Genomic DNA, 25,756 nt, shown 5'->3' on the forward strand with positions numbered 1-25,756 from the left:
AGGCCCTAATGGGTCTTCTTTATTTGAAAAATCTAGAGAAGAATCCCTTTTTATCTTTCTTATTCTCATCGTCGAAAGAAATTCCTTCTGTCAAATCTTCGTTACTCGCAGATTCTTTTTTTAGGCTTTCTTCTATTAAGTCCTTCTGGTCTCGAGTTTTATCTTTAAGCCTTTGAGGAGCACTAGGCGCAGTTATAATTTTACTAAACCAAACTAAAGCTTCCTCAGGTTTTCCAGCTCTTCTATTAAGTTCACCAATTAAATACATAATAGTGAACTTGTTCATTTCGTATATAGGAAAATCTTCATTGTAATAAGCATCACTAAATCCATCTAGGGCTTGTTTCAAAAACGTTATCTCATTATCAGCATCTTCCTTGAGACGGTACATCCATGCAAGCTTTAAGCAGTTCATAGCCTTTTTGCTTGATTTTGCTTCCGTTACAACATAGTTTAAAAGAGCAAGTTTATATCTTTCTATAGCTATATCTATGTTATATACGTCAGGGTAGCTCTTTCCGCGCCACCTAGAAGTGATTTTTTGTTTTACTGAATCTATTTGGAAACTTCTAATTTTATGAAAATCATTTTTCATAGCAGAATACCCACAGCTATTGCATACCCATGCATCATAGAAATAGGGATTTATAACACCATATCTAATAAAGCTGTCGGAATCCTTTTTTAAAATTCTGGATGCTGAAGTTTTAACAGCACGAACTTTAAAATTAACATCACATACTGGGCAAGTAACTTGCATATCATACAGTAGTGATCTTTGCTTCTCTTCTTCACTTTGTCCTATTTTTTCTTCGTCCTGATTCATCTTATCATCTTCTTTTTTATACAAATTTACATTATCAATATCTTCGAATCCTAAATTTTCTAAACCAGAAAATATATCCTTTGACATTAAAGCATCACCTTCAATATTAATAGTTTCTTGAATAATCCTATTATATCAAAAATTACAATAAAATTATATTATTTATTTATAAATAATATACTATAATAAAAGTGTAGTATAATATAAATGACAGCATATACTAATATGTAGGGGTGAATGGTTATGGCAATAGGAGAATGGAAAACATTTCTGATACCTTATGAACAAGCAGTTGAAGAATTGAAAATAAAATTTAGAAGCATAAGAAAAGAATATAGAAGAAAAAATGAATATTCACCTATTGAGTTTGTTACAGGTAGGGTGAAGGAAATATCTAGTATATTAGAAAAGGCAAATAAGTTTAATATACCTCTAGATAGAATTAGTTATGAAATGGAGGATATTGCTGGACTAAGAATCATGTGCCAGTTTGTTGATGATGTTGAGAAAGTCGTTGAGATAGTTAGAGGAAGAAAAGATATGAAGATTCTCTATGAGAAGGACTATGTCACTAATGTTAAGGGCAGCGGATATAGAAGTTATCATATGGTTATCAAGTATCCAGTAAATATGGCAGATGGGGAAAAGGAGATATTAGCTGAATTTCAAATAAGAACCTTAGCAATGAATTTCTGGGCTACTATAGAGCATTCGCTAAATTATAAATATAAACATGAAATACCTGATAATATAAAGTTGAAACTAAAATCCGCAGCGGATGCAGCCTTTCAGCTAGATCAGCAGATGCTTGAGATTAAGGATGAAATTAAGGATGCTCAAAAATTATTTGAAGTGAAATCCAGTTTAGTATCAGACATAATGAATAATATATTAACTTTGTCTTCAATGGGAAAACTTGCAGAATCTACAAGACTTCAAATACAGTTGAATAAGCTCATTGAAGAGGGTGAGGTAAATGAACTTGCTAGTCTTTTAAAATCCACAGAAAAGATATTAGAGATGTATAGGTAAGGGGCCATAAGGCCCCAAATTTTATTTTACAACAATATTTACAAGTCTACCTTTGACAACTATAACTTTTTTAACTTCTTTTCCTTCTATAGAGGCTTTTATATCGTCATTATCAAGTGCAGCTTCTTTTATTTGATCTTCAGTTAATCCTGTAGCTATATTTACTTTAGCCTTTATTTTTCCATTAACCTGAATCGCTATTTCAACTTCATCTTTTATTAAAGCCGTAGAGTCAAATGTAGGCCAATTTTCATTAAATACTGAGTAAGACATTCCAGAAAGTTCCCATTGCTCCTCTGCAAAGTGAGGTGCAAATGGTGCTATAAGTTTTATAAAGTCAAGTATAGTCTCTTTTAAGAAAGAAGAATTTTTAATATCTTCTCCAGCATATTTTGAAAGAGCATTTGTAAATTCCATTAATCTTGCTATAGAAGTGTTAAATTGGAACTTAGCAGTGTCCTCGCTTACAGCTTTAATAGCATGATGTCTCATATAGTTAAGCTCTTTCTCTGCTTTATCTAAAGTAGTTTTATTATTTTTAGGATCATTTATTTCTTCTCTGCAGGAATCTAAGATTCTCTCTATTCTGTCTACAAATCTTCCAATGGATTTAACACCATCATCACTCCATGCTCCACCTTCAGTGTAGTCAAATCCGAACATTAGATACATTCTAAATACATCAGATCCAAATTCCTTTATATAATCGTCAGGAGATATAGTATTTCCTTTAGATTTACTCATCTTTAGACCATCAGGACCAAGAATTAACCCTTGATGTCTCAATGATAAGAATGGCTCATCAAAGTTTAAATAACCCATATCTCTTAAGGCTTTAGTAAAGAATCTTGCATATAAAAGATGCATACATGCATGTTCCGGTCCACCTACATACATATCTACTGGAAGCATCTTATTTATTGTTTCACTATCAAAAGCTTTATCGCTATTTTTGTTATCAGGATATCTTAAGTAATACCATGATGAACATACAAAGGTATCTAAAGTATCCATATCTCTTTTAGCAGGTGCACCACATACAGGGCAAGTTGTGTTTATAAAATCTTCAGATTTTGATAATGGAGATTTTCCATCTGGTGAAAATTCCACATCGTATGGAAGCATTACAGGAAGATCCTTTTCAGAAACAGGAACGGTTCCACACTTATCGCAATGAATTATTGGAATAGGAGCTCCCCAGTATCTCTGTCTTGAAACTAACCAATCTCTTAATCTATAGTTTACTTTTCCTTTTCCAAGTGTCATAGTTTCAAGCTTTTTAACAACAGCAGCCTTAGCTTCATCGCCAGAAAGTCCGTCAAACTCACCACTGTTCATCATCTTTCCATACTCAACATAAGGAAGAGAATCTCCACCTTCAATTACTCTCTCTATTGGAAGATTGTATTTTGTTGCAAATGCAAAGTCTCTTTCATCATGAGCAGGAACGGCCATAACACAACCAGTACCATAAGTGTTTAATACGTAATCACCTACCCAGATAGGCACTTTTCTTCCGTTTATAGGATTTATAGCATATGCTCCAGTAAATACACCAGTCTTTTCTCTAGTTATTGACTGTCTTTCTATATCAGATTGCTTTTTAGCTTCTTCTTTATATTCATCTACTAATGTTTTAAACTCATTTGTAGTAATTTTGTCTACAATTTCATTTTCAGGTGCTATAACTACATAAGTAACTCCAAATAGAGTATCAACTCTTGTAGTAAATACATTGAATTCTAAATCAGAGTCTGCAACTTTAAAAGTTACTTCAGCACCAATAGATTTACCAATCCAGTGTTTTTGCATAGCTTTTGTTTTTTCTGGCCAGTCTAAATCATCTGATTTTTCAAGCAGTTGTTCTGCATAGTCTGTAATCTTAAAGAACCATTGAGTTAGATCTTTTTTAGTAACTTCAGTGCTGCATCTTTCACAAGCACCATCTAGAACCTGCTCATTTGCAAGAACTGTATTACAGCTAGGGCACCAGTTAACAGGTGCATTTTTTCTATAGGCTAAGCCGTTTTCAAATAACTTTACAAATATCCATTGAGTCCATTTGTAATACTCTGGGCTACAAGTAACTACCTCATTTTCCCAGTTAAACATTGTACCCATGGCCTTAAGCTGTTGCTCCATGGTTTCAATATTTTTTTCTGTTGAATCTTTAGGATGAATTCCTGTCTTAATAGCAAAGTTTTCTGCAGGAAGACCAAAAGCATCGAATCCCATTGGTTGGAATACATTATACCCCTGCATTCTTTTCATTCTTGCCCAAGAATCAACTGGTCCATAGTTAAACCAATGACCTGCATGAAGCTTACTTCCTGATGGATAAGGGAACATTTCAAGCACATATAGCTTGTTATCTAAATTATTCTCATCAAATTTATAAAGATTAGAATCTTCCCATTTTTTTTGCCACTTTTCATCAATCTTAGTATTGTAAAAGCTCATATTATCGCTCCTTTACTTTGTTTTATTATATAGTTGTTATTATTGCAAAAACTACATTAAATAATCAATTGCAGGTATTCTGCAATAATATTACAATAGTTTTAGCTAATAAAAAAAGCCTTTTCATCTCTTTACAAAGAGACGAAAAGGCTGTATTCCGCGGTACCACTCTTATTAAACTAAAGTACACTTTAGTTTCACTCAATAAAATAACGGTTTTATCCGTATCTGCTTTTCTGCAGATAAGCTCCAAGGCGAGTTCATAGATTATCAACGCTGTTTTTCACCTGCCAACAGCTCTCTTAAGAGGATAAAATATTACTATTCCTTTTCAAAGCGTATTATTAACTTTATTGTAAATTTTATAATATCAATAATTCTTTGTCAAGGGTTACATTAAAGTTTGTGTGAAATAAAAAAGACTCTTACAACTAAGAGCCTTTCTATGGCTGCCCATGAAGGATTCGAACCTCCGAATACCTGAGTCAGAGTCAGGTGCCTTACCGCTTGGCGAATGGGCAATATTGTAACACGAACAACATAAAATCTACACCAATTATTATATCATAATAGCATTTTAGTTCAACACTCTTAGTTAAAGAAGAGTTTTTGTTTTAAAATAGATATAAATTTATCAATTAAATTTTCTTATAAAGCGTCTATTCATATAGCTTATAAATAGAGATAATGCATAATCATATATCAAAAATACTATTTCAGAACCAGCTACGAGTATATATAAAGGCATATTTATATTAATGATGCCTGGGAAAAAAGCTTTATAAGCATAAAATATTATAAGCACAACAACATTAAAGAAAGCTAATTTCAATATAAACTCAATGTATATTTTTCTTATTCTTTCAATATAATATTTTATTATTCCATATAATCCGAAAAATATTATATAGGATATAACTGTAATTTTTGAGCCGGAAATAAACAAACAAATTACAGATGTAGCAAAGTAAACTATTAGCGTATTTTTTATATTAGTGGTAACAACGGATAAAGGAATAATACTTGATGCTATACCTAGTAAATAAAGCTTATTTACAGGTACTATACTGCTTAGGTATACAAAAATAACACCGAGTGCAGTAAATAGGCCGCCTTTAGATAAGTTTGAAGTTTTGTTAGTTCCTCTATCCAATATTAAACACCTCCATTTTTAGCAGCAGCTAATGAAGTCTCCGCCACCACATTCACAACAGCAGTCCAAGCAATACAAAGTAGTACAAATATTACACAAATCAGGATCTCTTCTTCTATTATTATAATAAGGTTCCCTATAAGATTGATTCATATTATTTAGCCTATTGAAAGCTTCTCGATATTTTCCATTTTGTGGTTCTATGTTACATGCTACGCTTAAATTATTGTAAGCTTCATTATACCAGCCTTTTCTTAGATTAAGCAGCCCCATAAGATAATTCCACTCGGCATCTCTAGTTGTAATTCTGCTTAGATTTTCTTCTGCATATCTGAGATTACCATTTTGTATAGCCATTTCAATAGAGCGATACATATCAGAGCTATTTTGATTATTATTCCCATAGCTAGAAGTAGAATAGGAATCATTAGAAGAATTTTTCATTAGATAATCATAAGCTTCATTAAGTTCTTTCATCTTATCTTCAGCTAACTCCCTTAATGGGTTGTTACCATATTGATCTGGATGATATTTTTTAGCCAATTCTCTATAGGCTCTTTTTATCTCATCTTTTGAAGCATTTTTACTTACTTCAAGTACTTCATACGGATTTCTCATTGTCGCAAACACTCCTTTTAAATACTTTATCCATTTTTTCCAAAAGACCATATTGTAGAATATTATACAATAGTTCTTTATTCTTTTTCAAAGGCAACTTACTTAAAAAATATGCACATTGTGAAGCACAAGTACCTAGTATAAAGTCTATTCTGTTTTCTACTTTCTTTGAAAACTCTTCGAAAGAAAGATTATCTTCATTGAAGCAAGAATTTATAACATTAAATTTATTATTTAACATATCTTTTTTTAAATCATCCCAAGCATCAATTATATATATCCATTTTCCAAGATTGTAGCCAAGCCAATATAAGGAATCTTTATTTTCACCATTTTTATAGGAAGATATAATAAAACCAGTAAGCTCAGCAAAGGGATGTGAGATGTTATCAATTGATTTACCTTTAGGATTTTTTTCTATGCTATATAGTGTATTTAACATGTTTTCTATATATATAAGGTGTCCTCTTAAGTTAACAGGAATCTTTTTTAAATATCTTTTAAAGAATAAAGAAAAAAGTCTACTCTTAACAGAGTTATCATCATTTACATTATCTAAAAGCTTATAGTAACTTAAAATTACATTACAAAATGCAGCATAGCTTAAATAATCATTATCTTTAAGAATAATTTTTTTCTTAAGTGGATGTATAGCACATCTTTGTTTTGTATAAGTTGATTTGCTGCTGTCTAGCGAATCTAGTAGTATAGCAAGGAAAGTCATATCGTAATTAAGAGCTGCTCTAGGAATGTTTCCTATATTTATTTTTATAGATTTACACAAACCGCAATAGTAAGACTTAAATTTTTCATAGTCTTTAATTTTCAGCTCCATTTTACAGGGTGTAACGTAACCAAACATATAAATTCTCCATTTCTAATAAAGAAGCATTAGCTAAAGTCCAGGCTCACAATTAGTTGAATAATTACCTTCTTTTAATATCTCAAATATGGTTTTAGAGGTAGTATCGCTCATAGTATATCCTAGTAAGTTAACTATCTCTTCAAGTTCAGTATCGTCACTAGTTTCAAATTCTATGTAAGGAAAAGGGCAAAAGGATTTTTCGTTTATATCAATTTCAATTAATGTATTTTTGTATTTATAGCTTTCTCTATATTTTTTTACAGATTGTACAAGACTTAAGCCTAATGATTTAAATATGTTTTCTCCAGCTTTAGAATCTAGTATTTCTGTTTCATTTTCTTCCATAACTTTATATCTATCTTGACTTAGCAATTTTTTTGTAGTCATATAATAGTGATTTCGGCTATTAATTAAATCTTCTACTATTCTTATTCGGGCATATCCCTTACTATTTAATAATCTTTTATCTTGAAAATCATATATGTTGTTAATCTGATTTTCTTGCTTCACTTTAATCGCATTTATTTGCATAAGCTTATCTCTTATTTGATCTACATTGATGTTAATTATTCTTGTTTCAAATTCTTTCAAGGTAACACCTCTTTTGTTTGGAGTATATCATTAATTTGAATTATATCATAAGTCATTTGGGATATGTATAAATTTCTCAATGGAAATTGTTCATTTAACTACTGCTTTATAGAAAAAAGTATCTAAAGTAAATATACTTCTTACTTTTTTAATTGTAAAACCTTTGTTGAATATTTAAAAAAAACCAAGTAAAATGTATATATATTGGTAATGTAGGTGATATTTGTTATGATTAATATATTAATAGTTGAGGATGATGGTAAGCAGAGAGAAAATATTGTAAAAATGATACAGGGAATAGATGAAAATTTAAATGTATATGAAGCAGAATCTAAAGAGGAAGCTATAAAAACTTTAGAGGAAACTTTTATAGATTTCTTTTATATTGATATTTCATTAAAAAACTCTTCTGGTCTAGAGCTAGCCTTTGAAATTAGAAAAATTGAAAAATATAAATTTAATTGGATAATTTTTATAACCACTAATATTCAATATATGCTTCAAGCCTTTAAAGAAATTCACTGTTATGATTATATAATAAAGCCTTATGATAAAGATGAAGTAATAAAAATGACTAAAGAACTTATTGAGGGAAGCCATATACATAGGAAAGAAAAAAATAAAGACAAGCATGTAATTTTTAACTTGAAAAATGGTATTAGCATTAAGTTAAATGTTGATGAAATCATTTTTGTTGAGGTAAATTTCAGAATAATGACTGTATATACTAAAAATGGCAGCTATGAAGTGAAAAAGCTTTCATTAAACAAAGCCTTAGAAATGATTAGCTGTAACAACATAGTTCAAAGTCATAAATCTTTTATAGTGAATACGAATTATATTAATAAAGTTGAGAATATTTCAAGCAAGGTATGGGAGCTTAATTTTAGATATCGTAAAGAAAAAGCTTTTTTAAGTTATAAGTTTAAGGATGTTGTAATGAAAAAGTTTGAACAACATATCTAAAGTTAATATATTCTTTGAATTACGATTAAGCTTTAATGAGGGGAGATATATGGAAATAGCTAAGGATTTTATTAATACATTTATTGAGTTGAACGCCTTTATGATTTTGTGGTGTAAGTTTAATTTAAAAACAAAGGATATGTTATTTAAAAATATAGCTATAGCAGTTATTTCTTCATTTGTAATGTCTATAACGTATCCTATTCATAGTAATTACACTATAATTTTAAGCTATATTACCACAGTAGGTCTAATCTCATTTTTTTATAAAGAAAAATTTCTAAAATCATTATTAGGATTTTGCATAACATTGATATTAATAATGATTCTACAATTAATTTTAATATATGTACTTGACTTTTTCGTTTCAGGTAAATATGTAGGTTCATTTATTTTTGATATTAGTATACAATCAATTATATTTTTATTTTCTATAATAATATATTATTTTGTTCCAAATAAGAAGATATATAGTATAGTTGAAATAAACTTTAAAATAGTATTTTATATCATAATAAATTTTATTGTATACATATTAGCTTATAAAATAGTTTGGGAGTATAATAAAAATTTAATTTTAAATAATATGATTATGTTTACTAGCATGCTTATAATAATTTTCACATTAAATTTAATTCTTTGTTATAATATTGTAAAAATAAATGAAGAGAAAAAACTAATAGAGATACATAATAAATATAGCCCTATTATTGAAAATATCATAGAAGAAACTAGGAGAAAACAGCACGACTTTAAAAATCACTTAAATACTATTAATGGAATTGTACAAGTAGCCAAAGAAGAAGAGCTGAAAGAGAGTTTGACAACATATATAAAATCTTTGAATTATTTCACTAAAAATATTGAAGATATAATATATGTTGATAATTTAATACTAAGAGCAATAATTTACAGCAAGTTATGTGAGGCTGAAAAAAAACATATAAGTTTTTCGTATTTTGTGAGTAATAACTTATTAAGATGGAGAATAAAGGATTATGAGTTATCTGATATAGTGACTAATCTCCTAAATAATGCATTTGAAGCAGTGGAAAATAATTCAGAAAAAACTGTTGTATTAAATATATTTAAAGATGGAAACAAAAATATAATAGAATTGAAAAACAGTAGAAGCTCAATAAATCCAGAAAATATCAAGTATATATTTAATAGAGGTTTTTCAACTAAGAGTGGAAAAAACAGGGGTTACGGATTGTATAATGTAAAAAAGATAGTTGAATCTAACGGTGGCGCAATTCAACTATCCTTTGATGACTCTTATATATGTTTTAGGATATTACTCTAGGAGGCTTTTAGGTGGTTCTGGTTCACCTATTAATCCATAGCAGGCAGTTGTTTTAACTATCATGGTTGAAAATACAATTAAGCATAATCCTATTTTGTTAAAAAATAATTTTGAAGGCTTTTTAAGTTTCATACCGACACTCCTTTCTTCATAGGTATTAATTGAAATATTTGTAACAAAATTGTTAGAAAACCGCAATTTAGATATCTTGTATCGTTTGTAATAAATAATAAAATAGTTACCCAAAGTGTTATAAAGAAGGTGGAGATTAGCTTTAAATGCCATCTTCTTTTCTTATTTTTAATTGGTCGTTTGCTATTGGGGTAAGGACTTCTAATGTAGATTATTATAATACTCAAAAAAGATATAGTATTATAAATTAAAATATTTAGTTTAGGTAGCATAGGAGCTATCAGTGAAGTAATTAAGAAAAATAAAGTTGTCCATAACAAACACTTTATTGTGGTATCCGCATGATAGCCGCCTGAGAAAATTCTTATAGAAAATAAAATTATCATTGAAAAGAAGAAGTAATTTATTTTTCCAAGTAATAAAAATAGTATTGTTAACACTATTATCTTAAAGACTTCATTTAAGATAGCCTGAAGAGAATAGTTTATTTTTTCTAAGTCATCATTACTTTTAATATCACTATTATTTTCTATATAAGATGTTAGTTTGTATGATAGGCTTTTTAACATGTTTAATCCACCTTACTTTGTAGCTTTCTAGTACGAAAAATATCACATAAATGTAGAAATGTAAATATAAATGACGCAAGAGGGAAAAAAATGAGCATGAAAGGAATTTATACACGAAAATATTCTTTTTATGCTCATTTTTTTCCGTGTTGCGCATTTTGTATTGAGTTTACTTTTTTAGGATGTAAAATGGAGATTGTAAAGTTCAACAAATGAAATATATTAAAAAATAAGGAGGAATATTCACATGAATATTAGAAAAAAAAGTAAAGTATTTGCATTGACTTTAGCAGCTTTTGCATTATCATCATCAATGGTTGTTAATGCAGCTTCATCATTTGTGTATGGACCTGTATCAGGATCTTCGACTACTTCAACTAATTATAGTACATCATATTGTGCAGCAGCCACTCAGTCAAGTGATAGTAGTGTAGCAATTTATGCAGGAGCTCATTTTAGTAATAATGAAGGTGCCACATCGAAATCTAGTCTAACATATGGGTATGCTCACGCATCAACATCTGTTTCGGGTGATTCAAGAGCTTACGCTTATGGTGAGCATGGTTATCTTTATAATGGTCCTAGAGTTACAAATACAACTGCAGCATATGCATATTAAAAATAGAAAAGAGTGGCAAGTTCACTCTTTTCTCATTATTTTGGAAGGAAAATAATATGTTGAAATATATTAAAAAATTTAATTTTTCAATCCTTGTATTTATATCTATAAGTTTATTTTTTTCTTTAGAAATAAGCAAAATAGAAGTTGTTAGAATGAATAGTCTTGAAGAAAATAACTTTTTTTCAAGTGATTCAATTATATTTCATCTAAAATCAAGTATTATTAGCACGAAGGACTTTTTTAAGATAATTAGCAGTGAAAAGAATTTAATGATTCAAAAAAGTTACATTGAAGATGGTGGATTAAGAGGTCAAGCATTATATTTATCAGATGATCCTAAAAATTCTCCTAATATATTAGAGGGTAGGTATTTTAAAAAGGAGGATTTTGTGAGTAATACTCCGGTAGCTGTAATAGGTAAAGATATAGCAAATAGAACTATTAAAGAAAATGGAAAAGAGTTTTTAATGATAAATAACTTGAAATATCGTGTTATAGGTATTATGGGTGGAGAGGACTCATTGTCTAATAACAAATTTATAGTTAACCTAAATTCATATCTGTTAAACTATGAGAAAGTTATAGATATGAATGATTTTTATCAAGTTGAATGGATAAATTATAGCACAGAAGTAAAGTTTTCAGAGTTAAAAGAAAAGATTAAAAATATAGACAGTAATGGAATTTTGATTGAAGATAATTCAAGAACCATTAAAAATCCAATAATGAACTACATTAAATATAGGGCTATTTATATAATTATAATAGTAGCAGTATTCCTACTAAATATAATATCTATTACAGCCTATTATATTAATAAAAATGAAAAGAAAACTGGTGTACTTAAAGCTTTAGGAATAACAAACAGGATTATAATAAGAAAAATAGTTCTTGAATATGAATTAGTTTCTTTAATTTCCTTTATTATAGGTATAGCTATTCATTTTATTATATATGAATTATTTTATATAAATCATATTTATTATAAGATACATTTAGAAAACGTACTTGTACTAATAATGTGTTCAATAATTATAGGTCTAATAGCATCTATATGCCCTACCTTAAGATTGTTGAAAATTGAACCAAATGAAATAATGAAAAGGTGATTTTATGTTTTTAAATATTAAATATGCTTATTATGGATTAATAAAAAGAAGTAAAAGTTCTCTATTAGCCATAATTCAGCTTAGTATTTGTTTAGCATTTTTTTATTTTATAATTAAAAGTAATACTAATATTGGAAATGAAGTCGAACGTATTACTTCTATATTTAAAGGAAGATACATATATGCCGTTAGTGTACATGATGATCAAAGTATTCTAAACAATAGTGACAAATTGAAAAATTCAGAAGCATTTTGTAAGTATTTAAAAGAAAGTTCTAGACTTACACATGTAACTTATACTTGTAGTAATATTAATTTGCAAAATTTTAATGGCGTAAATAAATTTATATCACCTGGTGGAAGAGGTGAATCTTATTCATGGGTAAGATCTATAGACGTATCCGAAAATTTTATGAAAAATTTTGCGTTTGAAATAGAGCAAGGAAGAAATTTTAGTGATAACGATTTTAGAAAAGATATAAAGGATGCGATACCGGTAATATTAGGACCAGACTACAAAAATTTTTTTAATATTAATGATGAAATTAAGTATAACAATATGTATGGTGGTGGAATTAGAAAACTAAAAGTGATTGGTTTTTTAAAGAAAAACTACTATTTTCTCTCTAATAGCGAGCTTAATCCTAGATTTGATACTATTAATCTAGATAGTTATGTTATTTTCCCAATTCAACCTATTGAAAATACTATGAGCTTAAAAGAATATGATAAAGGTTATAGTTATATGAAAAATGTTTTAGAATTTAGAAACTTGCTTAACTCGCTAATAATTATTAATACAAATAGTAAGACTGAAAAAGATAAGATAATTTATGAGATTAATAATGAAGTCAAAAAGCTTAATTTACAAACGGATATAACTATAGAAGATTTAACAAATAAAAGTGATACTTTAATTAACAGATTTAATAATTCTGTTAGAGAATCTGAATCTGTAGCATATATGACTATATTATTTACATCTATAGGAATAATTTGTACTAGCTTAAATAGTATAAAGAAAAGATATGAAGAGTTCGGTGTACATATAGCTTATGGGTGTACAATTAAAGACATATCTATAAGGATATTCCATGAAATCTTTATGATTACAACTGCATCATTAATTTTAGCATGTTTTTTTATTGTTATAATTAATAAAAAATTTAGATTACCAAATGAAGCAATTATTAGTTGGATATGTTTAATTAAATTAATACTATTTTCAATAATGTTATCTCTAATCATATCAATTTTGCCTATATTAAAAATACTAAAAAGTAAACCAACAGACTTGATAAAGAGGTGAAAAATAATGAGTTTAATAAAATTGGTAAATATAAAGAAAATTTATGGTAAGAATGATTCTGCGTTTTGTGCAGTAAATGGTATATCAACAACTATTAATAGAGGTGATATGATTGCTATTATGGGAACATCAGGATCAGGAAAGTCTACGTTATTAAATATAATTGGTTGCCTTGATAAAAGTACTGACGGAGAGTATATTTTAAATGATAAGAATATAAACAGCTATAGCAATAATGAATTAGCACTACTGCGAAACAAGACATTTGGATTTATAGTTCAGTATTTCGCATTAATTGATGATTACTCAGTTTTAGAAAATGTGATAATCCCACTTGAATATTCGAAAGCTAGTAAAAAAGAAAAGAGGGAAACTGTGGTTGAATTCTTAAAAGTATTAGGAATTGAAGATAAAATAGATAGATTGCCAAGGGAGCTATCTGGCGGACAAAACCAACGAGTAGCTATAGCTAGAGCAATAGTAAATAATCCAGAAATAATATTAGCAGACGAACCAACTGGAGCTTTAGATAGAAAAACTTCACAAGAAATAATGTCAATATTAAAGAAGCTTAATGAAATTGGGAAAACAATAATTATAGTGACCCATGATGAAAATATTGCTAATCAATGCAACAGAATATTAAAAATAGAAGACGGCAAAATTATAAATTAGTAGATTTTGTTATCATTGAAAAGAGGAAGGAATTTATTTTTTCTAAGCCATCGTTACTTTTAATACCACTATTATTTTCTTTATAGGAGGTTAATTTGTATGATAGGCTTTTTAACATGTTTAAATCACCTTACTTTGTATATTCTAATACGAAAAATATCACATAAAAGTAGAAATGTAAATATAAATGACGCAAGAGGGAAAAAAATGAGCATGAAAGGAATTTATACACGAAAATATTCTTTTTATGCTCATATTTTTCCGTGTTGCGCATTTTGTATTGAATATATTTTTTTAGTAGATAAAATGAGCATTGAAAAGATTAGTTAATCTTAAATTTGATTAAATAATCTTTAATAATATTGTAGATCTACAATAAAAGCATCAGTTTACAAGTAATTTAAAGTCACCAGAAAATTATATTGATTTATTAGGAATTCTATCTAGTACTAGAATATCTAAAGTGAAAAATTAATAAAGAAACTTTGCAGACAATTAGTTCCTTAATGTATTTAGATGAAGTTAGATAGTTTTCTTGTAAAGTGGTGTTAATGAAAAATAAAAATTTTAAGCTATAGGAGAGTGAAAAAAATGAAAAAAGCATTAATAATGTCAGTTTTATGTGCAACAATTATGATTTCTAGTAGTGTAAGTAAGGTTTATGCAAAAGATTGGGGAATATCATTGCCTCAATATTGTATAAGTAAAAGTGAAGGAAATTGGGATTATCGTCATGATGGTGTTCAGGCAAGAATTAGCTTGACGCAAATAGTTGGTGGCCCTTCTTATTATGTTAGAGCATGGGGTGTGAACTCAAATGGTCAGGACAGGAGTACCGTGGCATTATGTAAACAAGGTGGAGGTTTTGTAAATGTTACGCCTAAGGGTATGATGGAAGGGTATGAATACTATGTACAAGCTAAAAATGATTATTTTGAAAGTGAATGTAGGTGGGCATATGGAGAATTTGAATGGTAATGGTTATTTAAGAAATGAAGAATATATAGGACTTAAGCTTTGTATCAATTAAAATAAATGATGTTTAATTGATATTAAAAATATTTTTTCTAGATAATCTTACAAAATAGAGTAATATTGAATTAATACTAATTCAATATTACTCTATTCTATAAAAGGAGGGATCATATATGTTAGTAAATGAATTAAAAAGAGCTCTTAAAAGTAAAACCTTCTTTATTATTATTCTAATTGGATTAATAGTTCACTCCTTGAGCTTTTTTGTAGAATTTAAACAATACTTATTTTTTGATTTTAATGCTCCAGATCTTAAAAGTCCATTGGCACAAGAGCAAGTAAGGGATATGGTATCAAAGGCATTTAATATATATGCAGTTTGGTTTAGTATTTTGAGGCTGTATATAGTTGCGATGCCTATAATTTCGGCACTGTCATTTTCTTTATCATACTTAGAAGATAAAAATTACGGGATTATTAAATACGTTGATGTGAGAACCAATCATAAGAGATATTTATTAACAAAGATTTTTGCAAACGGCATTTCAGGCGGTATAGCTATTTCATTACCTACTATTATTATAACAATATTTATTTTTATTTTTTTTCAAGGAAGTATAAATGATTTTTATGGGAAAAATGTGTATGGTGGAGTATTAGCTTCATTGGTAACATATAATTTCCCTTTATATGTTGCTTTCCATATTTTTACTGAGTTCGTTTTTGGATTTGCTTATGCTAATATTGCGTTAGCAGTATCTTCAGTTATTAATAATAAAATTGCAATAGTACTTTCACCATTTTTATTTTGGATAGGTGGTAGTATGTTATTTTCAGCATTAGGAATACAGTATTTTTCAACAGAGAGAATCAATCAGTTTTACCTAAATTCAGCAATAACTCTTCAAGAAGTATTTCTTGAGCTTACATTTATAACGGTCTTATCAGGAGTGATATTTATTCTAAATGCAGGAAAGAGGAAAGTTTATGAAGGTTAAGTTTGAAAAGGACAAACTCTTTAATTTAATTAAACTTAATTTAAAAATGTTTAATCTTTCAAAAAAGATAGGGATTAGTTTAGTTTTATTTTCATTTATAGTTTATATAGTAATGGAAAAATTAAACTATAATAGTTTGGCCTATAATTTAGATGTGAATTTTTGGGATGGAGTCTTCAAAGTTTTATGTTATCCTATACTTTTTCTAGGGTTATATTTTCCTTTTGTGCTAGTTATGACAACATTATTTGATGTAAAAAATAAGTATGGTAAATTTATAATGATAAGAACTAATGAAAAATATCTTTGGATAATTAGTAGATTGGTTTCTAATTTTTTTATAAGTTTATTGTTTACAGTCACACTTTTTATAGTGATTTTTATTTTCAGTTATATCTATTTTAGATTCGAAAACAGTTGGAGTGCAGTTATTTTTAACAAAGATAGTTTAAAGCTCGTCAGTGTACTTTATATGAATAACTTTGTTTTTAGTTTTACACCTATGGAGGCTTGTGTAATTTCATTTCTAGAAATATACATATGTACATGCATAATAATAAATTTGAGTAATGTAGTTACTAATTATATATCCAAAAACTACATTAGTAATATAATCATAAGCATGTATGTTTTTATCAATATAGTTTCTTTTGCATATAAGCTAAATGGTGGAAAATATAATTTGCTGAGTTATATTGGATTAGATACAATGTCGCTTATATGGAAACATAATTTTACTAATTTTAGCTATTATAATCTTACAATATCACAGTCACTTTTTATAAGCTTGTTGATTTTAATTATTTTAGTATTTATTAATTTAATATTAAACAGAAAGCTTGTAATTGATTATGATTAGAAGACTTATAAAAATAAATCTAAAAGGAAGCATTAAAAGAATACATATAGTTGTTTTGGTGATTATATCCATTATATTAACCTCTATGAAATTAAATAGGTTAAGCGTAACTAATACAAAGTTTTTTTACATGGGTGATGTACTGATTGAAGTTTTTGGTGGTCTTTCTCCAAATTTTAATATAACAGAAAATCTTTTAGAATTTATTTTTTGGGTAATTTCAAATATAGTAATTATTTATTTAGTAGATATTTGTGTTATTCATAAATTTAGAGAAAGCACTTCGTTAATACTTCCTAGGGCTAAAAGCAAATTAAAGTGGTTTATTGCTTTTAATTTAACTATCATAATTACAACTATTAAACTTTATTTAATATTATTTAGCTCGAGTCTATTTTTAATTTTTATAAAAAGGGGTATTAGTGTTTTTAAAAATGTAAGCATTTTAATTAATAATTTTCATTATTTAAACTCACCTATAAATCAATATGTAGTACTTTTTTATATTTTTATATTGAATGTTCTTACCATGGTAGCACTATTGTTTTTCATAAATAATTTATATTATATTTTCTATAGTTCAAATGAAGCGAGTATAATTGGTATTTTGATATGTTTAGTTTCAGTAAATATCACACAAGTTCAACCTTTAAATAAATATATTCTTATGAATTATGGAATGTTAAAAAGATACAATATATTTAAATTGGGATATTCAGATTTTAATCTAAATTTTTCAATTTATAATTTATGCGTTTTTTTAGTAGTTAACTTGATTATAGGCATAGTAATAATTAGAAAAAGAGATCTTCGAGATATTTAATTATAAGGAGTGATTTTTATGGATTATAAAAACAATGTAATTGAGATTGTCAATTTCACAAAAGAATACAAAAATCAAATTGTTTTGAAAGATATAAATTTAAGTGTAAAAAAAGGGAAATGTTATGGTTTTGTAGGTACAAACGGATCTGGAAAAACTTTATTATTTAAGGCTATTTGTGGATTTATTAAGCCAACTTCAGGCTATATAGCTGTTGAAGGAAAGAAGATTGGATCTGAAGTTGATTTTCCAGAGAATGTTGGTGTTTTAATTGAGCAACCAGGTTTTCTGCCTAATTATAGTGCTTTTGAAAATCTAAAATTTTTAGCTAGTATATGCAATAAGATAGGTGATTTAGAAATAGAAAATGCATTAAAGTCTGTTAATTTAGCTCCTTATGAAAGGAAGAAGTTAAAGAATTATTCATTAGGGATGAAGCAGCGATTAGGTATTGCTCAAGCTATTATGGAAGACTCCGAAATACTAATTCTGGACGAACCATTCAATGGGCTTGATAAAAATGGAGTTTTAATAATTAAGAATAAATTATTAGAACTTAAAAAAAGTGGTAAAACAATATTACTAACAAGTCATATTACTCAAGGAATTGATGAACTAAGTGATTATATTTATGAAATTGATAATGGAAAGTTGAGTTTAAGTGTAAATTAAATATTGTAGCTATAATAGCATCCATAGTTATCATAATAACCTCCCGTATTTTGTAAAGTTGATATATATTGGACTAATACCAATTCGTACAGTACGTCTAGTTTGTTTGATTTTTCAAATCTTGACATGATAGTGTCATATAAAAGTAAAAATGTAAATGCAAGTTGTACAAAACGAAAAAAATGAGCATGAAAAGAATCTATACACGAAAATATTCTTTTTATGCTCATTTTTTTCCCTCTTGTGCATTTTATATTGAATTTACTTTTTAAGTATGTAAAATAGTTATTATAAGTTTCATTTAATCCCAAATTCGACTATGATATTTTTAGGGTTTTGATTCGTATTTAAATCCTAGACAAAAAGCACAAGTTGTATTCAATACCACTTGTGCTTTTTGTCTCGCAGAAAGACAATATTATTGACGAACAAAACTTGATTTTTAATTTATTAAATTAATTTGAAAAGGAGTTAAATGCTATGGCTTTTTATATAGTAGTTATTATTTTAATCATATTTATACCAAGTAGTTTAATAGGTCTTTATTATTTTTCAAAACAAGAATACGATAATTTTTTTGTAAGTTTATTATTAAATGAAAATAAGCTAAAATTACTTAAATCAAAGAAGATAAATCAAAAAAATCATAAAAAAATCAAGTTTATATTAAATACCCAAACTACATTAATAATATTATTATCAATAATATTTATTTGTATTTTCAAATCATATAATTTTACTATTAGATACATTATAATTATTTTTATGTTTATAATTAAAATAATTTCTAAGAAGCTTATTGAAAAAATACTATAAGTAAATAAGGTTGTTTGATAAATAGAATACAGGTTATAATTATATCTAAGGTTTACTATAGATGAAGGAGAGAGTAGAACTTGGAATACATAAAAGAAATATATATAAACGAAGCTATAGTTCATATATTAGATAATAATGCTGATGAGCCTGTTCTAAATGAATACACGCTTCAGCTTAATGAAGAAATATACGGGTTTTTATTAAAACACATAGAACGATGTTTAAAAGACGAAGAGTTAAAATATGCAATCTTCAATGAAGAAAGAAATATAGTAAAAGAGATATCGCAAGAGCACTTAAATGGAGCGAATAGCCTTGTAGAAGTGTCAAAGGAACTAGCAAGGCAGATGTTTATTCTAATGAAAGCTGATAGCAATATACCTTGCTGCGATCTAGTTATAGTATCTATATCTACAGAATATGGGCCTATGTTAGCGATATTAAAGATGGATTACATAAAAAACTATACTCATTCCGTAGACTTCATAGACAATAAAATAGGTATAAATATAGTACCAGAGTTGACGGGCCTTCCTGTAAGCGCTCAAAAGATACAAAAATGTGCATTTATAAAACCTATAAGAGAAGATCAAGGATTTAATTTAATGGTCATAGATAAACAAAGTAAGAGTAAGGACAATGAAGAGTATGGATCAAATTACTTTATAGGAAAATATCTTGGATGTACAGTTATAGATAACGAGAGAGATATTACTAAAACCTTTGTTAAGGCTACTGAAGAATGGACCAGAACAAGCTTTGAGGAAAATGCTGATACTGCAGAAATGATCAGAAGTTCTATAAAAAGAAAATTAAAAGAAGAGGATAAAATAGATATACAATCTCTGTCAGAGGATATGTTTGGAGATAACGCTGAAATACAACAAAGCTTTAAGGAATACATATCTTCAAAAGGGGTAGGCGACCAGATAGATATAGATAAACAATGGGTAGAAAAAAAGCTTAAGAGAGTCAGGCTTAAAATAGATAAGGATATTGATGTTTATATAAATGAAGAAGCATATCATGATAATAGTAAGTTTGAAATACAAAGAGTTGGAGATGGAAGCATTAACATTGTTATAAAGCATGTTAAAAATTATATTGAAAAGTAAAAAATGTGGCATTAAAAGCCACATTTTTTCTATTGCATAGAGTTAGCTGAACCAAGAACGTTATCTATTTTACCTTCAACAACCTTTTGAACAGCATCTCTTCCTGCTCCACAGTATTTTCTTGGGTCGAATTCCTTTGGATTGTCTCCAAAAGTTTTTCTTATAGCAGCAGTCATAGCTAATCTTAAGTCAGTATCCATGTTTATTTTACATACAGCCATTGATGAAGCTTTTCTTAACATATCTACTGGAATACCTTTAGCACCAGCTATGTTTCCGCCGTACTTGTTACAAGTTTCAATTGCTTCTGGGTCAACAGCAGAAGCTCCATGAAGAACTATTGGGAATCCAGGTAATTTATTTTGAATTTCTTCTAATATATCAAATCTTAATTGTGGTTTGAAATCTAATGGGAACTTAAATGCTCCGTGTGAAGTTCCTATAGCTATAGCTAATGAATCAATACCAGTTCTGTTAACGAAATCTACAGCTTGAGCTGGATCAGTGTATATGTGCTCAGCAGCAACAACGTCATCTTCAACTCCAGCTAAAACTCCAAGTTCAGCTTCAACAACTACTCCACGAGCGTGTGCATATTCAACAACTTCTTTTGTTTTTGCTACGTTTTCTTCGTAGTCAAAGTGTGAACCATCGAACATAACTGAAGTAAAGCCAGCATCGATAGCTTCTTTAACTGCTTCAAAACTTGGACCGTGGTCTAAGTGAAGAGCTACATCAACTCCTGTTTCCTCTATAGCAGCATCAACCATAGCTTTTAAGTATTTTGCACCAGCATACTTTAATGCTCCTGTTGAACATTGAAGAATAACAGCTGAGTTTTTAGCCTTTGCTCCTCTGATAACACCTTGAATTATTTCCATATTGTTGATATTGAAAGCTCCTATAGCGTATTTGCCTTCATAAGCTTTTTTAAACATTTCCTTAGTAGTAACTAATGCCATTGTGTATTCCACCTTCCACATTAAAATATTTTAAATTATAAACAGTAATACTGATTATAACAAGACAATCATTTAAATCTGCATAGGGACTTTTTTGAGCCCGCTGGGACAAAAATAATTACAACTATATTATAATTGATTAAGTTTATATTTTCTATAGTTTAATTATAAAATATTTTTAGAGTTTTTTAAAATATATTTTGGGGATTAACTTTCTCCATTTCAACTATATGCTTTAGAAGGAACTTTATTACATGAGCAGAGGCTAAAGATTCATCTTTATTTTTTTCCTTCGTATATTGAGTAAGCTTCCAAAGTTCATTATTAATATTATCTATTTCTGCATGATGTGTAAATACAGAAACTTTTTTCGAATATTTATCCCATTCATTTAAGAACTTTAATGAATTATCATATGCCTTATTCCACTCATCACTTTGTACATTATTCTCTATCTGCATGCTTAAACCCTCTAATTTTATGCAAACACTATTTAAATATCTTATTGAAAATAGTGCGCCTAACATTACTACAATAAAAATAGCAAAAGAAATTATAATATTCTTCATTCCACCACACTCCATCTATTTTTCATCATTATTTTCATAGCATTGATAATAAAACTTACCTTTAGAATCCATAAGTGCTAGGAATACATCCGTTATAGATGAAATTTTATTTTTCTTTAATTGTTCCTTAATCCAGTTTTCATCCTTATTTATTATTTTTAAATTCTCCTTATTTATTCTCCCGTTTAAGATTAGAGTTATAGGAAGAGAGTCTTGAGTAACTGTAAGTTTTAAATCAGACTTCGTAACATTGGAAAGTTCTGTTTTAGGTATGACAGAAAGCTGTCCGCTAGTTTCTAGTATAGCGTATTCAATATCCTCTAAATTATAATAACCTTGAAGTCTCAGCTCCTCCATTAAATCGTTTATATTAAATTTCTCTTTTTTAAGTTCAAGGATATCTATCTTACCTGATTTAACTAAAACACTTGGCTTTCCACTTAGAATAGCTCTCATTTTTTCGCTTTTTAGCTGAATTAATGCTAATATTGTTTGAAGAACTAATAAGGTTACTATGGGAATAACACCATGCATTATAGGTATTCGAGTATCCTGCATAGGAAGTGAGGCAAGCTCAGAAATCATTATAGCTATTGCAAGTTCAAAAGGTTCTAATTGGCCTATTTGTTTTTTACCCATTAAGCGCATTGATAAGATTACTAATAAATATAAAATAACTGTTCTAATCAGTACAATAAACATAAGTCACCTCATAAAAAATTAATATTATATATCCTCTCAATATATTTTTACATTAATAAAAAAAAATATAAGTAAAATTTGAACATTTTTAGTAAATTTGACGTATAATAATAGTACACAAAAAATTCGGGGAGTGTTTAGAGTGAATAAACTAAAACTTAAAGTAGGAAATAAAGAACTAGATATAGAAAAAGGCACAACTCTGTATAAGATAATTAAGGATAATAATCTGGAAGGAAATATTCCAGTAGTACTCGCTAATGTAAATGGAGTTTATTACGAACTTACACATAAATTACAGGAAGAGGGATACCTGGCAGTCGTTGATATAACAAATAATTTAGGAAGTAGGACTTATGTAAGAACTCTCCAATTTGTACTTATAAAATCTGTTTTGGACTTATTTCCAAATGCTAAAATAACCATAGAGCACTCTTTGGGGAAGGGCTTATTCGGAGAAATCCATAAAGATACATCCTTAAGCGAAGATGACATATTAAAAATTAAGGCTAGAATGACGGAATTAATAAATAAAGATATCCCTATTAAAAAAGTATGTATGAAAAGAGAAGATGCAATAAAAATTTTCTCAGATTACAACATGGATGATAAAGTTCGATTATTAAAACATGTAAGTAGTGATATCGTTAAATTGTATGAATTGGATGGTAGGTACGATTACTTTTACGGTTCCATGGCGTATTCTACAGGTATATTAAAAATTTTCGATCTTTGCTATAGAGAACCTGGATTTGTACTTAGGTACCCTTTAGAATCAGATCCATCTAAGTTACCTAACTTTATAGAACATAAAAAGCTTAGAAAAATATTTTATGAAACAGAACAATGGGGGAATATACTTGGTGTAGGTGATGTTGGATCCTTAAATGATAAGGTAGAAAGTGGTGAAATTGTAGATATAATCAGAGTAGCGGAGGCATTACATGAGAAAAAAATAGCTTATATAGCTGACATGATAAGTGAGAGAAAAGATACAAAGATAATTCTTATAGCCGGACCGTCTTCCTCTGGAAAAACAACTTTTGCAAGGAGACTTGGAATTCAGCTAAGGGTAAATGGGCTAATTCCAATACCAATATCGCTAGATGATTATTTTGTAAATAGAGAAAACACACCTAAAGATGAGAATGGGAATTATGATTTTGAATCTATATATGCATTGGACCTAGAACTATTCAACCAAAATTTAGAGTCCATATTAAAAGGTGAGGATGTAGAGATTCCAACTTTTAATTTTAAAACTGGAAGTAGAGAATGGTTAGGGCAAAAAATTAAGCTTCCTCAAAACGGAATACTTATAGTTGAAGGAATTCATGGATTAAATGAGATGTTAACATCAGCTATACCAATAGAAAACAAGTTTAAAATATATATTAGTGCTCTTACACAATTAAATGTAGATGATCATAATAGAATAGCTACTACAGATGTCAGAATAATAAGAAGAGCGGTTAGAGACTATCTTTCAAGAGGGTATGGCAGTGAAGATACGTTAAAAATGTGGCCTTCTATAAAAAGAGGAGAAGAGAAAAATATATTTGTATTTCAAGAAAATGCAGATGTTATGTTTAACTCTACCTTAGTATATGAACTCTGTGTACTGAAAAAATATGCGTTAAAAGAATTGGAAAAGATAAACGAGCAAAGTCCAGTATATTATGAAGCTTTAAGACTTAAAAGCTTTCTACACTTTTTTAAAGATGTAGATGTAAGCTTAGTACCAGATAACTCAATATTAAGAGAATTTATAGGGGGAAGCTGCTTCTATAAATACTAAGAAAATAGTAAGGTACTACCTTGGGGTGGTACCTTAATTTTATTTTAAACATTATATAGGGAAAACAACTAGAAAGTTAATTTATACAAAGGGATATGTTTTCGAAGCTGAAGGTAGATTTAAAAACTTTGTGTCAGTCTTAGTGAAGTGTTTTAAGACAACCTTAGAACCTTAGATGTGTTTGAGCATAGCGAGTTTATCGAAGGTTCTTAGGTCGTCTAAAACATAAGCTTTAGACTGACTAAAAGTTTTTAACGGACTGAAGCTTGAAAACATAGCCCGGGGTATAAGTTAACTTTCGGCCTTTGAAGCTCTAAATAATGTAAAAATAAAGAATTAAGCATGATTTTATTCAATATAAAAAAAAATGCAAGATTACAAGAAATTATTAAAAGCAATAATTATAATTTTAAACAAAAAACTTTCAAAAAAAAAGTGACAATTTATTTAAATTTATTGTATAATAAAATCGATATTAAGAGTCTTACAATACAATATGTAATGAATTGTATTAATATAGAAAAAAGGAAGGTTGGTGCACCAATATGAGAGAATACAGTGCATTTGATATTCTCGGCCCTATAATGATAGGACCATCAAGTTCACACACAGCAGGAGCGGCAAGATTAGGTAAAATTGCAAGAACTATAGCAGGTGATGGAATTAGAAAAGTGAAATTTTTCCTTCATGGTTCTTTTGCTACAACTTATAAGGGACATGGTACAGATAAGGCATTAGTTGCAGGAATATTAGGAATGAACCCATGGGATGAAAACCTAAAGAATTCTATGGAATTAGCTAGAGAAAAGGACATAGAAGTAGAATTCATTCCAACTGATCTTGGAGATGTACATCCTAATACAGTTAAAACAGTAATAACTAAGCCTGATGGAAATGTTGTTGAAGTAACTGGTGCTTCAATAGGCGGAGGAAATATAGTTGTTACAGAAGTAGATGGAGATAAAATAGAGTTTACTGGAGCATATCCAACTATATTAATAAATCATATTGATGTACCAGGAATGGTTGCAAAAGTATGTGCAATACTATATGAGTATGGAATAAACATTGCATTTATGAGGGTATATAGAACAAGTGGTAAGGGATCAGCAGCAGCAATGGTATTTGAGGTAGATGATATTATTTCAGAAGAAATAATAAATGCAATAGGTGAAATACCTAATATACACAAAGCTAGAGCAATAAACCCTGTAAGAGAGGAGGCATAAAA

General features: G+C 28.4%; 28 protein-coding genes, 1 tRNA gene and 1 other annotated feature. Of the genes, 16 read left to right on the forward strand and 13 right to left on the reverse strand.

Features of this window, described 5'->3' with window-relative positions:
• Positions 1-19: 19 nt before the first annotated feature.
• Positions 20-826 (reverse strand): DUF2225 domain-containing protein, encoded by an 807-nt coding sequence (locus ACZ5N4_RS00490; RefSeq protein WP_464210777.1) that lies wholly within the window; start codon positions 824-826, stop codon positions 20-22.
• Between the two features lie 243 nt (positions 827-1,069).
• Between ACZ5N4_RS00490 and yjbM the strand changes: the two genes are divergently transcribed.
• Positions 1,070-1,858, forward strand: coding sequence for a GTP diphosphokinase (yjbM, locus tag ACZ5N4_RS00495; RefSeq protein WP_464206174.1), 789 nt, complete (start codon positions 1,070-1,072; stop codon positions 1,856-1,858).
• A gap of 21 nt (positions 1,859-1,879) precedes the next feature.
• Here yjbM and leuS read toward each other — a convergent pair whose 3' ends face one another.
• From leuS to ACZ5N4_RS00525, 6 genes are all read right to left on the reverse strand, one after another.
• Positions 1,880-4,318, reverse strand: a complete 2,439-nt coding sequence (leuS, locus tag ACZ5N4_RS00500) for a leucine--tRNA ligase (RefSeq protein ID WP_464206176.1) — start codon at positions 4,316-4,318, stop codon at positions 1,880-1,882.
• 134 nt (positions 4,319-4,452) lie between these two features.
• Positions 4,453-4,662, reverse strand: a binding site (T-box leader).
• 102 nt (positions 4,663-4,764) lie between these two features.
• Positions 4,765-4,839 (reverse strand) — tRNA-Gln (locus ACZ5N4_RS00505).
• Positions 4,840-4,952: 113 nt separating this feature from the next.
• Positions 4,953-5,471, reverse strand: coding sequence for a hypothetical protein (locus tag ACZ5N4_RS00510; RefSeq protein ID WP_464206178.1), 519 nt, complete (start codon positions 5,469-5,471; stop codon positions 4,953-4,955).
• Between the two features lie 18 nt (positions 5,472-5,489).
• A complete protein-coding gene (locus tag ACZ5N4_RS00515; protein ID WP_464206180.1) occupies positions 5,490-6,089 on the reverse strand; it encodes a J domain-containing protein in 600 nt (199 codons plus the stop codon).
• Positions 6,073-6,951 carry a DUF5685 family protein gene (locus ACZ5N4_RS00520; protein ID WP_464206182.1) on the reverse strand — a complete coding sequence of 293 codons (879 nt, stop codon included), beginning with the start codon at positions 6,949-6,951 and terminating at the stop codon, positions 6,073-6,075. The genes ACZ5N4_RS00515 and ACZ5N4_RS00520 overlap by 17 nt, the downstream gene beginning before the upstream one ends.
• 33 nt (positions 6,952-6,984) lie before the next feature.
• Positions 6,985-7,545, reverse strand: coding sequence for a class IV adenylate cyclase (locus ACZ5N4_RS00525; RefSeq protein WP_464206184.1), 561 nt, complete (start codon positions 7,543-7,545; stop codon positions 6,985-6,987).
• Positions 7,546-7,773: 228 nt separating this feature from the next.
• Here ACZ5N4_RS00525 and ACZ5N4_RS00530 point away from each other — a divergent pair, with 228 nt between their 5' ends.
• Both ACZ5N4_RS00530 and ACZ5N4_RS00535 read left to right on the forward strand, forming a co-directional pair.
• Positions 7,774-8,511: a LytR/AlgR family response regulator transcription factor gene (locus ACZ5N4_RS00530; RefSeq protein ID WP_464206186.1), complete on the forward strand. Its 738-nt coding sequence runs from the start codon at positions 7,774-7,776 to the stop codon at positions 8,509-8,511.
• Between the two features lie 49 nt (positions 8,512-8,560).
• The gene (locus ACZ5N4_RS00535; RefSeq protein ID WP_464206188.1) at positions 8,561-9,817 is read left to right on the forward strand and encodes a sensor histidine kinase; all 1,257 of its coding nucleotides are present in this window, start codon (positions 8,561-8,563) and stop codon (positions 9,815-9,817) included.
• Here the strand turns inward: ACZ5N4_RS00535 and ACZ5N4_RS00540 are convergent.
• Both ACZ5N4_RS00540 and ACZ5N4_RS00545 read right to left on the reverse strand, forming a co-directional pair.
• A complete protein-coding gene (locus tag ACZ5N4_RS00540; protein WP_464206190.1) occupies positions 9,809-9,949 on the reverse strand; it encodes an AgrD family cyclic lactone autoinducer peptide in 141 nt (46 codons plus the stop codon). The genes ACZ5N4_RS00535 and ACZ5N4_RS00540 overlap by 9 nt on opposite strands.
• On the reverse strand, positions 9,946-10,518 hold the full coding sequence (locus tag ACZ5N4_RS00545; RefSeq protein ID WP_464206192.1) for an accessory gene regulator ArgB-like protein: 573 nt from the start codon (positions 10,516-10,518) through the stop codon (positions 9,946-9,948). The genes ACZ5N4_RS00540 and ACZ5N4_RS00545 overlap by 4 nt, the downstream gene beginning before the upstream one ends.
• A 247-nt stretch (positions 10,519-10,765) precedes the next feature.
• On the opposite strand from ACZ5N4_RS00545, the gene ACZ5N4_RS00550 reads away from it, so the two are divergent.
• The 10 genes from ACZ5N4_RS00550 (at position 10,766) to ACZ5N4_RS00595 (ending at position 18,560) form a co-directional block, all read left to right on the forward strand.
• On the forward strand, positions 10,766-11,137 hold the full coding sequence (locus tag ACZ5N4_RS00550; RefSeq protein WP_464206193.1) for a hypothetical protein: 372 nt from the start codon (positions 10,766-10,768) through the stop codon (positions 11,135-11,137).
• Positions 11,138-11,193: 56 nt separating this feature from the next.
• Positions 11,194-12,249, forward strand: a complete 1,056-nt coding sequence (locus ACZ5N4_RS00555; protein WP_464206195.1) for an FtsX-like permease family protein — start codon at positions 11,194-11,196, stop codon at positions 12,247-12,249.
• A gap of 4 nt (positions 12,250-12,253) precedes the next feature.
• A complete protein-coding gene (locus ACZ5N4_RS00560; protein ID WP_464206197.1) occupies positions 12,254-13,558 on the forward strand; it encodes an FtsX-like permease family protein in 1,305 nt (434 codons plus the stop codon).
• 6 nt (positions 13,559-13,564) lie between these two features.
• Positions 13,565-14,233 (forward strand): ABC transporter ATP-binding protein, encoded by a 669-nt coding sequence (locus ACZ5N4_RS00565; protein ID WP_464206199.1) that lies wholly within the window; start codon positions 13,565-13,567, stop codon positions 14,231-14,233.
• A 99-nt stretch (positions 14,234-14,332) separates the two neighbouring features.
• Positions 14,333-14,563 (forward strand): hypothetical protein, encoded by a 231-nt coding sequence (locus ACZ5N4_RS00570; protein WP_464206201.1) that lies wholly within the window; start codon positions 14,333-14,335, stop codon positions 14,561-14,563.
• Between the two features lie 261 nt (positions 14,564-14,824).
• Positions 14,825-15,211, forward strand: a complete 387-nt coding sequence (locus ACZ5N4_RS00575; RefSeq protein ID WP_464206203.1) for a hypothetical protein — start codon at positions 14,825-14,827, stop codon at positions 15,209-15,211.
• A gap of 170 nt (positions 15,212-15,381) precedes the next feature.
• Positions 15,382-16,206, forward strand: coding sequence for a hypothetical protein (locus tag ACZ5N4_RS00580; protein ID WP_464206205.1), 825 nt, complete (start codon positions 15,382-15,384; stop codon positions 16,204-16,206).
• Positions 16,196-17,065, forward strand: coding sequence for a hypothetical protein (locus tag ACZ5N4_RS00585; protein WP_464206207.1), 870 nt, complete (start codon positions 16,196-16,198; stop codon positions 17,063-17,065). The genes ACZ5N4_RS00580 and ACZ5N4_RS00585 overlap by 11 nt, the downstream gene beginning before the upstream one ends.
• On the forward strand, positions 17,058-17,888 hold the full coding sequence (locus ACZ5N4_RS00590; protein ID WP_464206209.1) for a hypothetical protein: 831 nt from the start codon (positions 17,058-17,060) through the stop codon (positions 17,886-17,888). Before ACZ5N4_RS00585 ends, ACZ5N4_RS00590 begins: the two co-directional genes overlap by 8 nt.
• Before the next feature lie 18 nt (positions 17,889-17,906).
• Positions 17,907-18,560 (forward strand): ABC transporter ATP-binding protein, encoded by a 654-nt coding sequence (locus ACZ5N4_RS00595; RefSeq protein WP_464206211.1) that lies wholly within the window; start codon positions 17,907-17,909, stop codon positions 18,558-18,560.
• Here ACZ5N4_RS00595 and ACZ5N4_RS00600 read toward each other — a convergent pair.
• Positions 18,557-18,790 carry a hypothetical protein gene (locus tag ACZ5N4_RS00600; protein WP_464206213.1) on the reverse strand — a complete coding sequence of 78 codons (234 nt, stop codon included), beginning with the start codon at positions 18,788-18,790 and terminating at the stop codon, positions 18,557-18,559. The genes ACZ5N4_RS00595 and ACZ5N4_RS00600 overlap by 4 nt on opposite strands.
• A 666-nt stretch (positions 18,791-19,456) precedes the next feature.
• Between ACZ5N4_RS00600 and ACZ5N4_RS00605 the strand changes: the two genes are divergently transcribed.
• The gene (locus tag ACZ5N4_RS00605) at positions 19,457-20,494 is read left to right on the forward strand and encodes a nucleoid-associated protein (protein WP_464206215.1); all 1,038 of its coding nucleotides are present in this window, start codon (positions 19,457-19,459) and stop codon (positions 20,492-20,494) included.
• A 29-nt stretch (positions 20,495-20,523) separates the two neighbouring features.
• Here ACZ5N4_RS00605 and fba read toward each other — a convergent pair whose 3' ends face one another.
• The 3 genes from fba to ACZ5N4_RS00620 form a co-directional block, all read right to left on the reverse strand.
• Positions 20,524-21,456, reverse strand: coding sequence for a class II fructose-1,6-bisphosphate aldolase (fba, locus tag ACZ5N4_RS00610; protein ID WP_464206216.1), 933 nt, complete (start codon positions 21,454-21,456; stop codon positions 20,524-20,526).
• Positions 21,457-21,644: 188 nt separating this feature from the next.
• On the reverse strand, positions 21,645-22,025 hold the full coding sequence (locus ACZ5N4_RS00615; protein WP_464206218.1) for a DUF4363 family protein: 381 nt from the start codon (positions 22,023-22,025) through the stop codon (positions 21,645-21,647).
• 15 nt (positions 22,026-22,040) lie between these two features.
• A complete protein-coding gene (locus ACZ5N4_RS00620; RefSeq protein ID WP_464206220.1) occupies positions 22,041-22,727 on the reverse strand; it encodes a DUF421 domain-containing protein in 687 nt (228 codons plus the stop codon).
• Between the two features lie 142 nt (positions 22,728-22,869).
• On the opposite strand from ACZ5N4_RS00620, the gene ACZ5N4_RS00625 reads away from it, so the two are divergent.
• On the forward strand, positions 22,870-24,525 hold the full coding sequence (locus tag ACZ5N4_RS00625) for a nucleoside kinase (RefSeq protein ID WP_464206222.1): 1,656 nt from the start codon (positions 22,870-22,872) through the stop codon (positions 24,523-24,525).
• A 545-nt stretch (positions 24,526-25,070) separates the two neighbouring features.
• Positions 25,071-25,754 carry an L-serine ammonia-lyase, iron-sulfur-dependent subunit beta gene (gene sdaAB / locus ACZ5N4_RS00630; protein ID WP_464206224.1) on the forward strand — a complete coding sequence of 228 codons (684 nt, stop codon included), beginning with the start codon at positions 25,071-25,073 and terminating at the stop codon, positions 25,752-25,754.
• Positions 25,755-25,756 lie beyond the last annotated feature (2 nt).

It is taken from the genome of Clostridium nitrophenolicum (assembly GCF_055391695.1).

Bases quoted from the DNA above. Each gene is read 5' to 3' on its own strand.
- ACZ5N4_RS00570 (WP_464206201.1), top strand. From the start codon at position 14,333: ATGATAGGCTTTTTAACATGTTTAAATCACCTTACTTTGTATATTCTA.
- ACZ5N4_RS00575 (WP_464206203.1), top strand. From the start codon at position 14,825: ATGAAAAAAGCATTAATAATGTCAGTTTTATGTGCAACAATTATGATT.
- ACZ5N4_RS00585 (WP_464206207.1), top strand. From the start codon at position 16,196: ATGAAGGTTAAGTTTGAAAAGGACAAACTCTTTAATTTAATTAAACTT.
- ACZ5N4_RS00515 (WP_464206180.1), bottom strand. From the start codon at position 6,089: ATGAGAAATCCGTATGAAGTACTTGAAGTAAGTAAAAATGCTTCAAAA.
- ACZ5N4_RS00535 (WP_464206188.1), top strand. From the start codon at position 8,561: ATGGAAATAGCTAAGGATTTTATTAATACATTTATTGAGTTGAACGCC.
- yjbM (WP_464206174.1), top strand. From the start codon at position 1,070: ATGGCAATAGGAGAATGGAAAACATTTCTGATACCTTATGAACAAGCA.
- sdaAB (WP_464206224.1), top strand. From the start codon at position 25,071: ATGAGAGAATACAGTGCATTTGATATTCTCGGCCCTATAATGATAGGA.
- ACZ5N4_RS00595 (WP_464206211.1), top strand. From the start codon at position 17,907: ATGGATTATAAAAACAATGTAATTGAGATTGTCAATTTCACAAAAGAA.
- ACZ5N4_RS00555 (WP_464206195.1), top strand. From the start codon at position 11,194: ATGTTGAAATATATTAAAAAATTTAATTTTTCAATCCTTGTATTTATA.
- leuS (WP_464206176.1), bottom strand. From the start codon at position 4,318: ATGAGCTTTTACAATACTAAGATTGATGAAAAGTGGCAAAAAAAATGG.
- ACZ5N4_RS00550 (WP_464206193.1), top strand. From the start codon at position 10,766: ATGAATATTAGAAAAAAAAGTAAAGTATTTGCATTGACTTTAGCAGCT.
- ACZ5N4_RS00590 (WP_464206209.1), top strand. From the start codon at position 17,058: ATGATTAGAAGACTTATAAAAATAAATCTAAAAGGAAGCATTAAAAGA.
- ACZ5N4_RS00615 (WP_464206218.1), bottom strand. From the start codon at position 22,025: ATGAAGAATATTATAATTTCTTTTGCTATTTTTATTGTAGTAATGTTA.
- ACZ5N4_RS00565 (WP_464206199.1), top strand. From the start codon at position 13,565: ATGAGTTTAATAAAATTGGTAAATATAAAGAAAATTTATGGTAAGAAT.
- ACZ5N4_RS00545 (WP_464206192.1), bottom strand. From the start codon at position 10,518: ATGTTAAAAAGCCTATCATACAAACTAACATCTTATATAGAAAATAAT.
- ACZ5N4_RS00600 (WP_464206213.1), bottom strand. From the start codon at position 18,790: ATGAGCATAAAAAGAATATTTTCGTGTATAGATTCTTTTCATGCTCAT.
- ACZ5N4_RS00490 (WP_464210777.1), bottom strand. From the start codon at position 826: ATGAATCAGGACGAAGAAAAAATAGGACAAAGTGAAGAAGAGAAGCAA.
- ACZ5N4_RS00560 (WP_464206197.1), top strand. From the start codon at position 12,254: ATGTTTTTAAATATTAAATATGCTTATTATGGATTAATAAAAAGAAGT.
- ACZ5N4_RS00520 (WP_464206182.1), bottom strand. From the start codon at position 6,951: ATGTTTGGTTACGTTACACCCTGTAAAATGGAGCTGAAAATTAAAGAC.
- ACZ5N4_RS00580 (WP_464206205.1), top strand. From the start codon at position 15,382: ATGTTAGTAAATGAATTAAAAAGAGCTCTTAAAAGTAAAACCTTCTTT.
- ACZ5N4_RS00620 (WP_464206220.1), bottom strand. From the start codon at position 22,727: ATGTTTATTGTACTGATTAGAACAGTTATTTTATATTTATTAGTAATC.
- ACZ5N4_RS00540 (WP_464206190.1), bottom strand. From the start codon at position 9,949: ATGAAACTTAAAAAGCCTTCAAAATTATTTTTTAACAAAATAGGATTA.
- ACZ5N4_RS00530 (WP_464206186.1), top strand. From the start codon at position 7,774: ATGATTAATATATTAATAGTTGAGGATGATGGTAAGCAGAGAGAAAAT.
- fba (WP_464206216.1), bottom strand. From the start codon at position 21,456: ATGGCATTAGTTACTACTAAGGAAATGTTTAAAAAAGCTTATGAAGGC.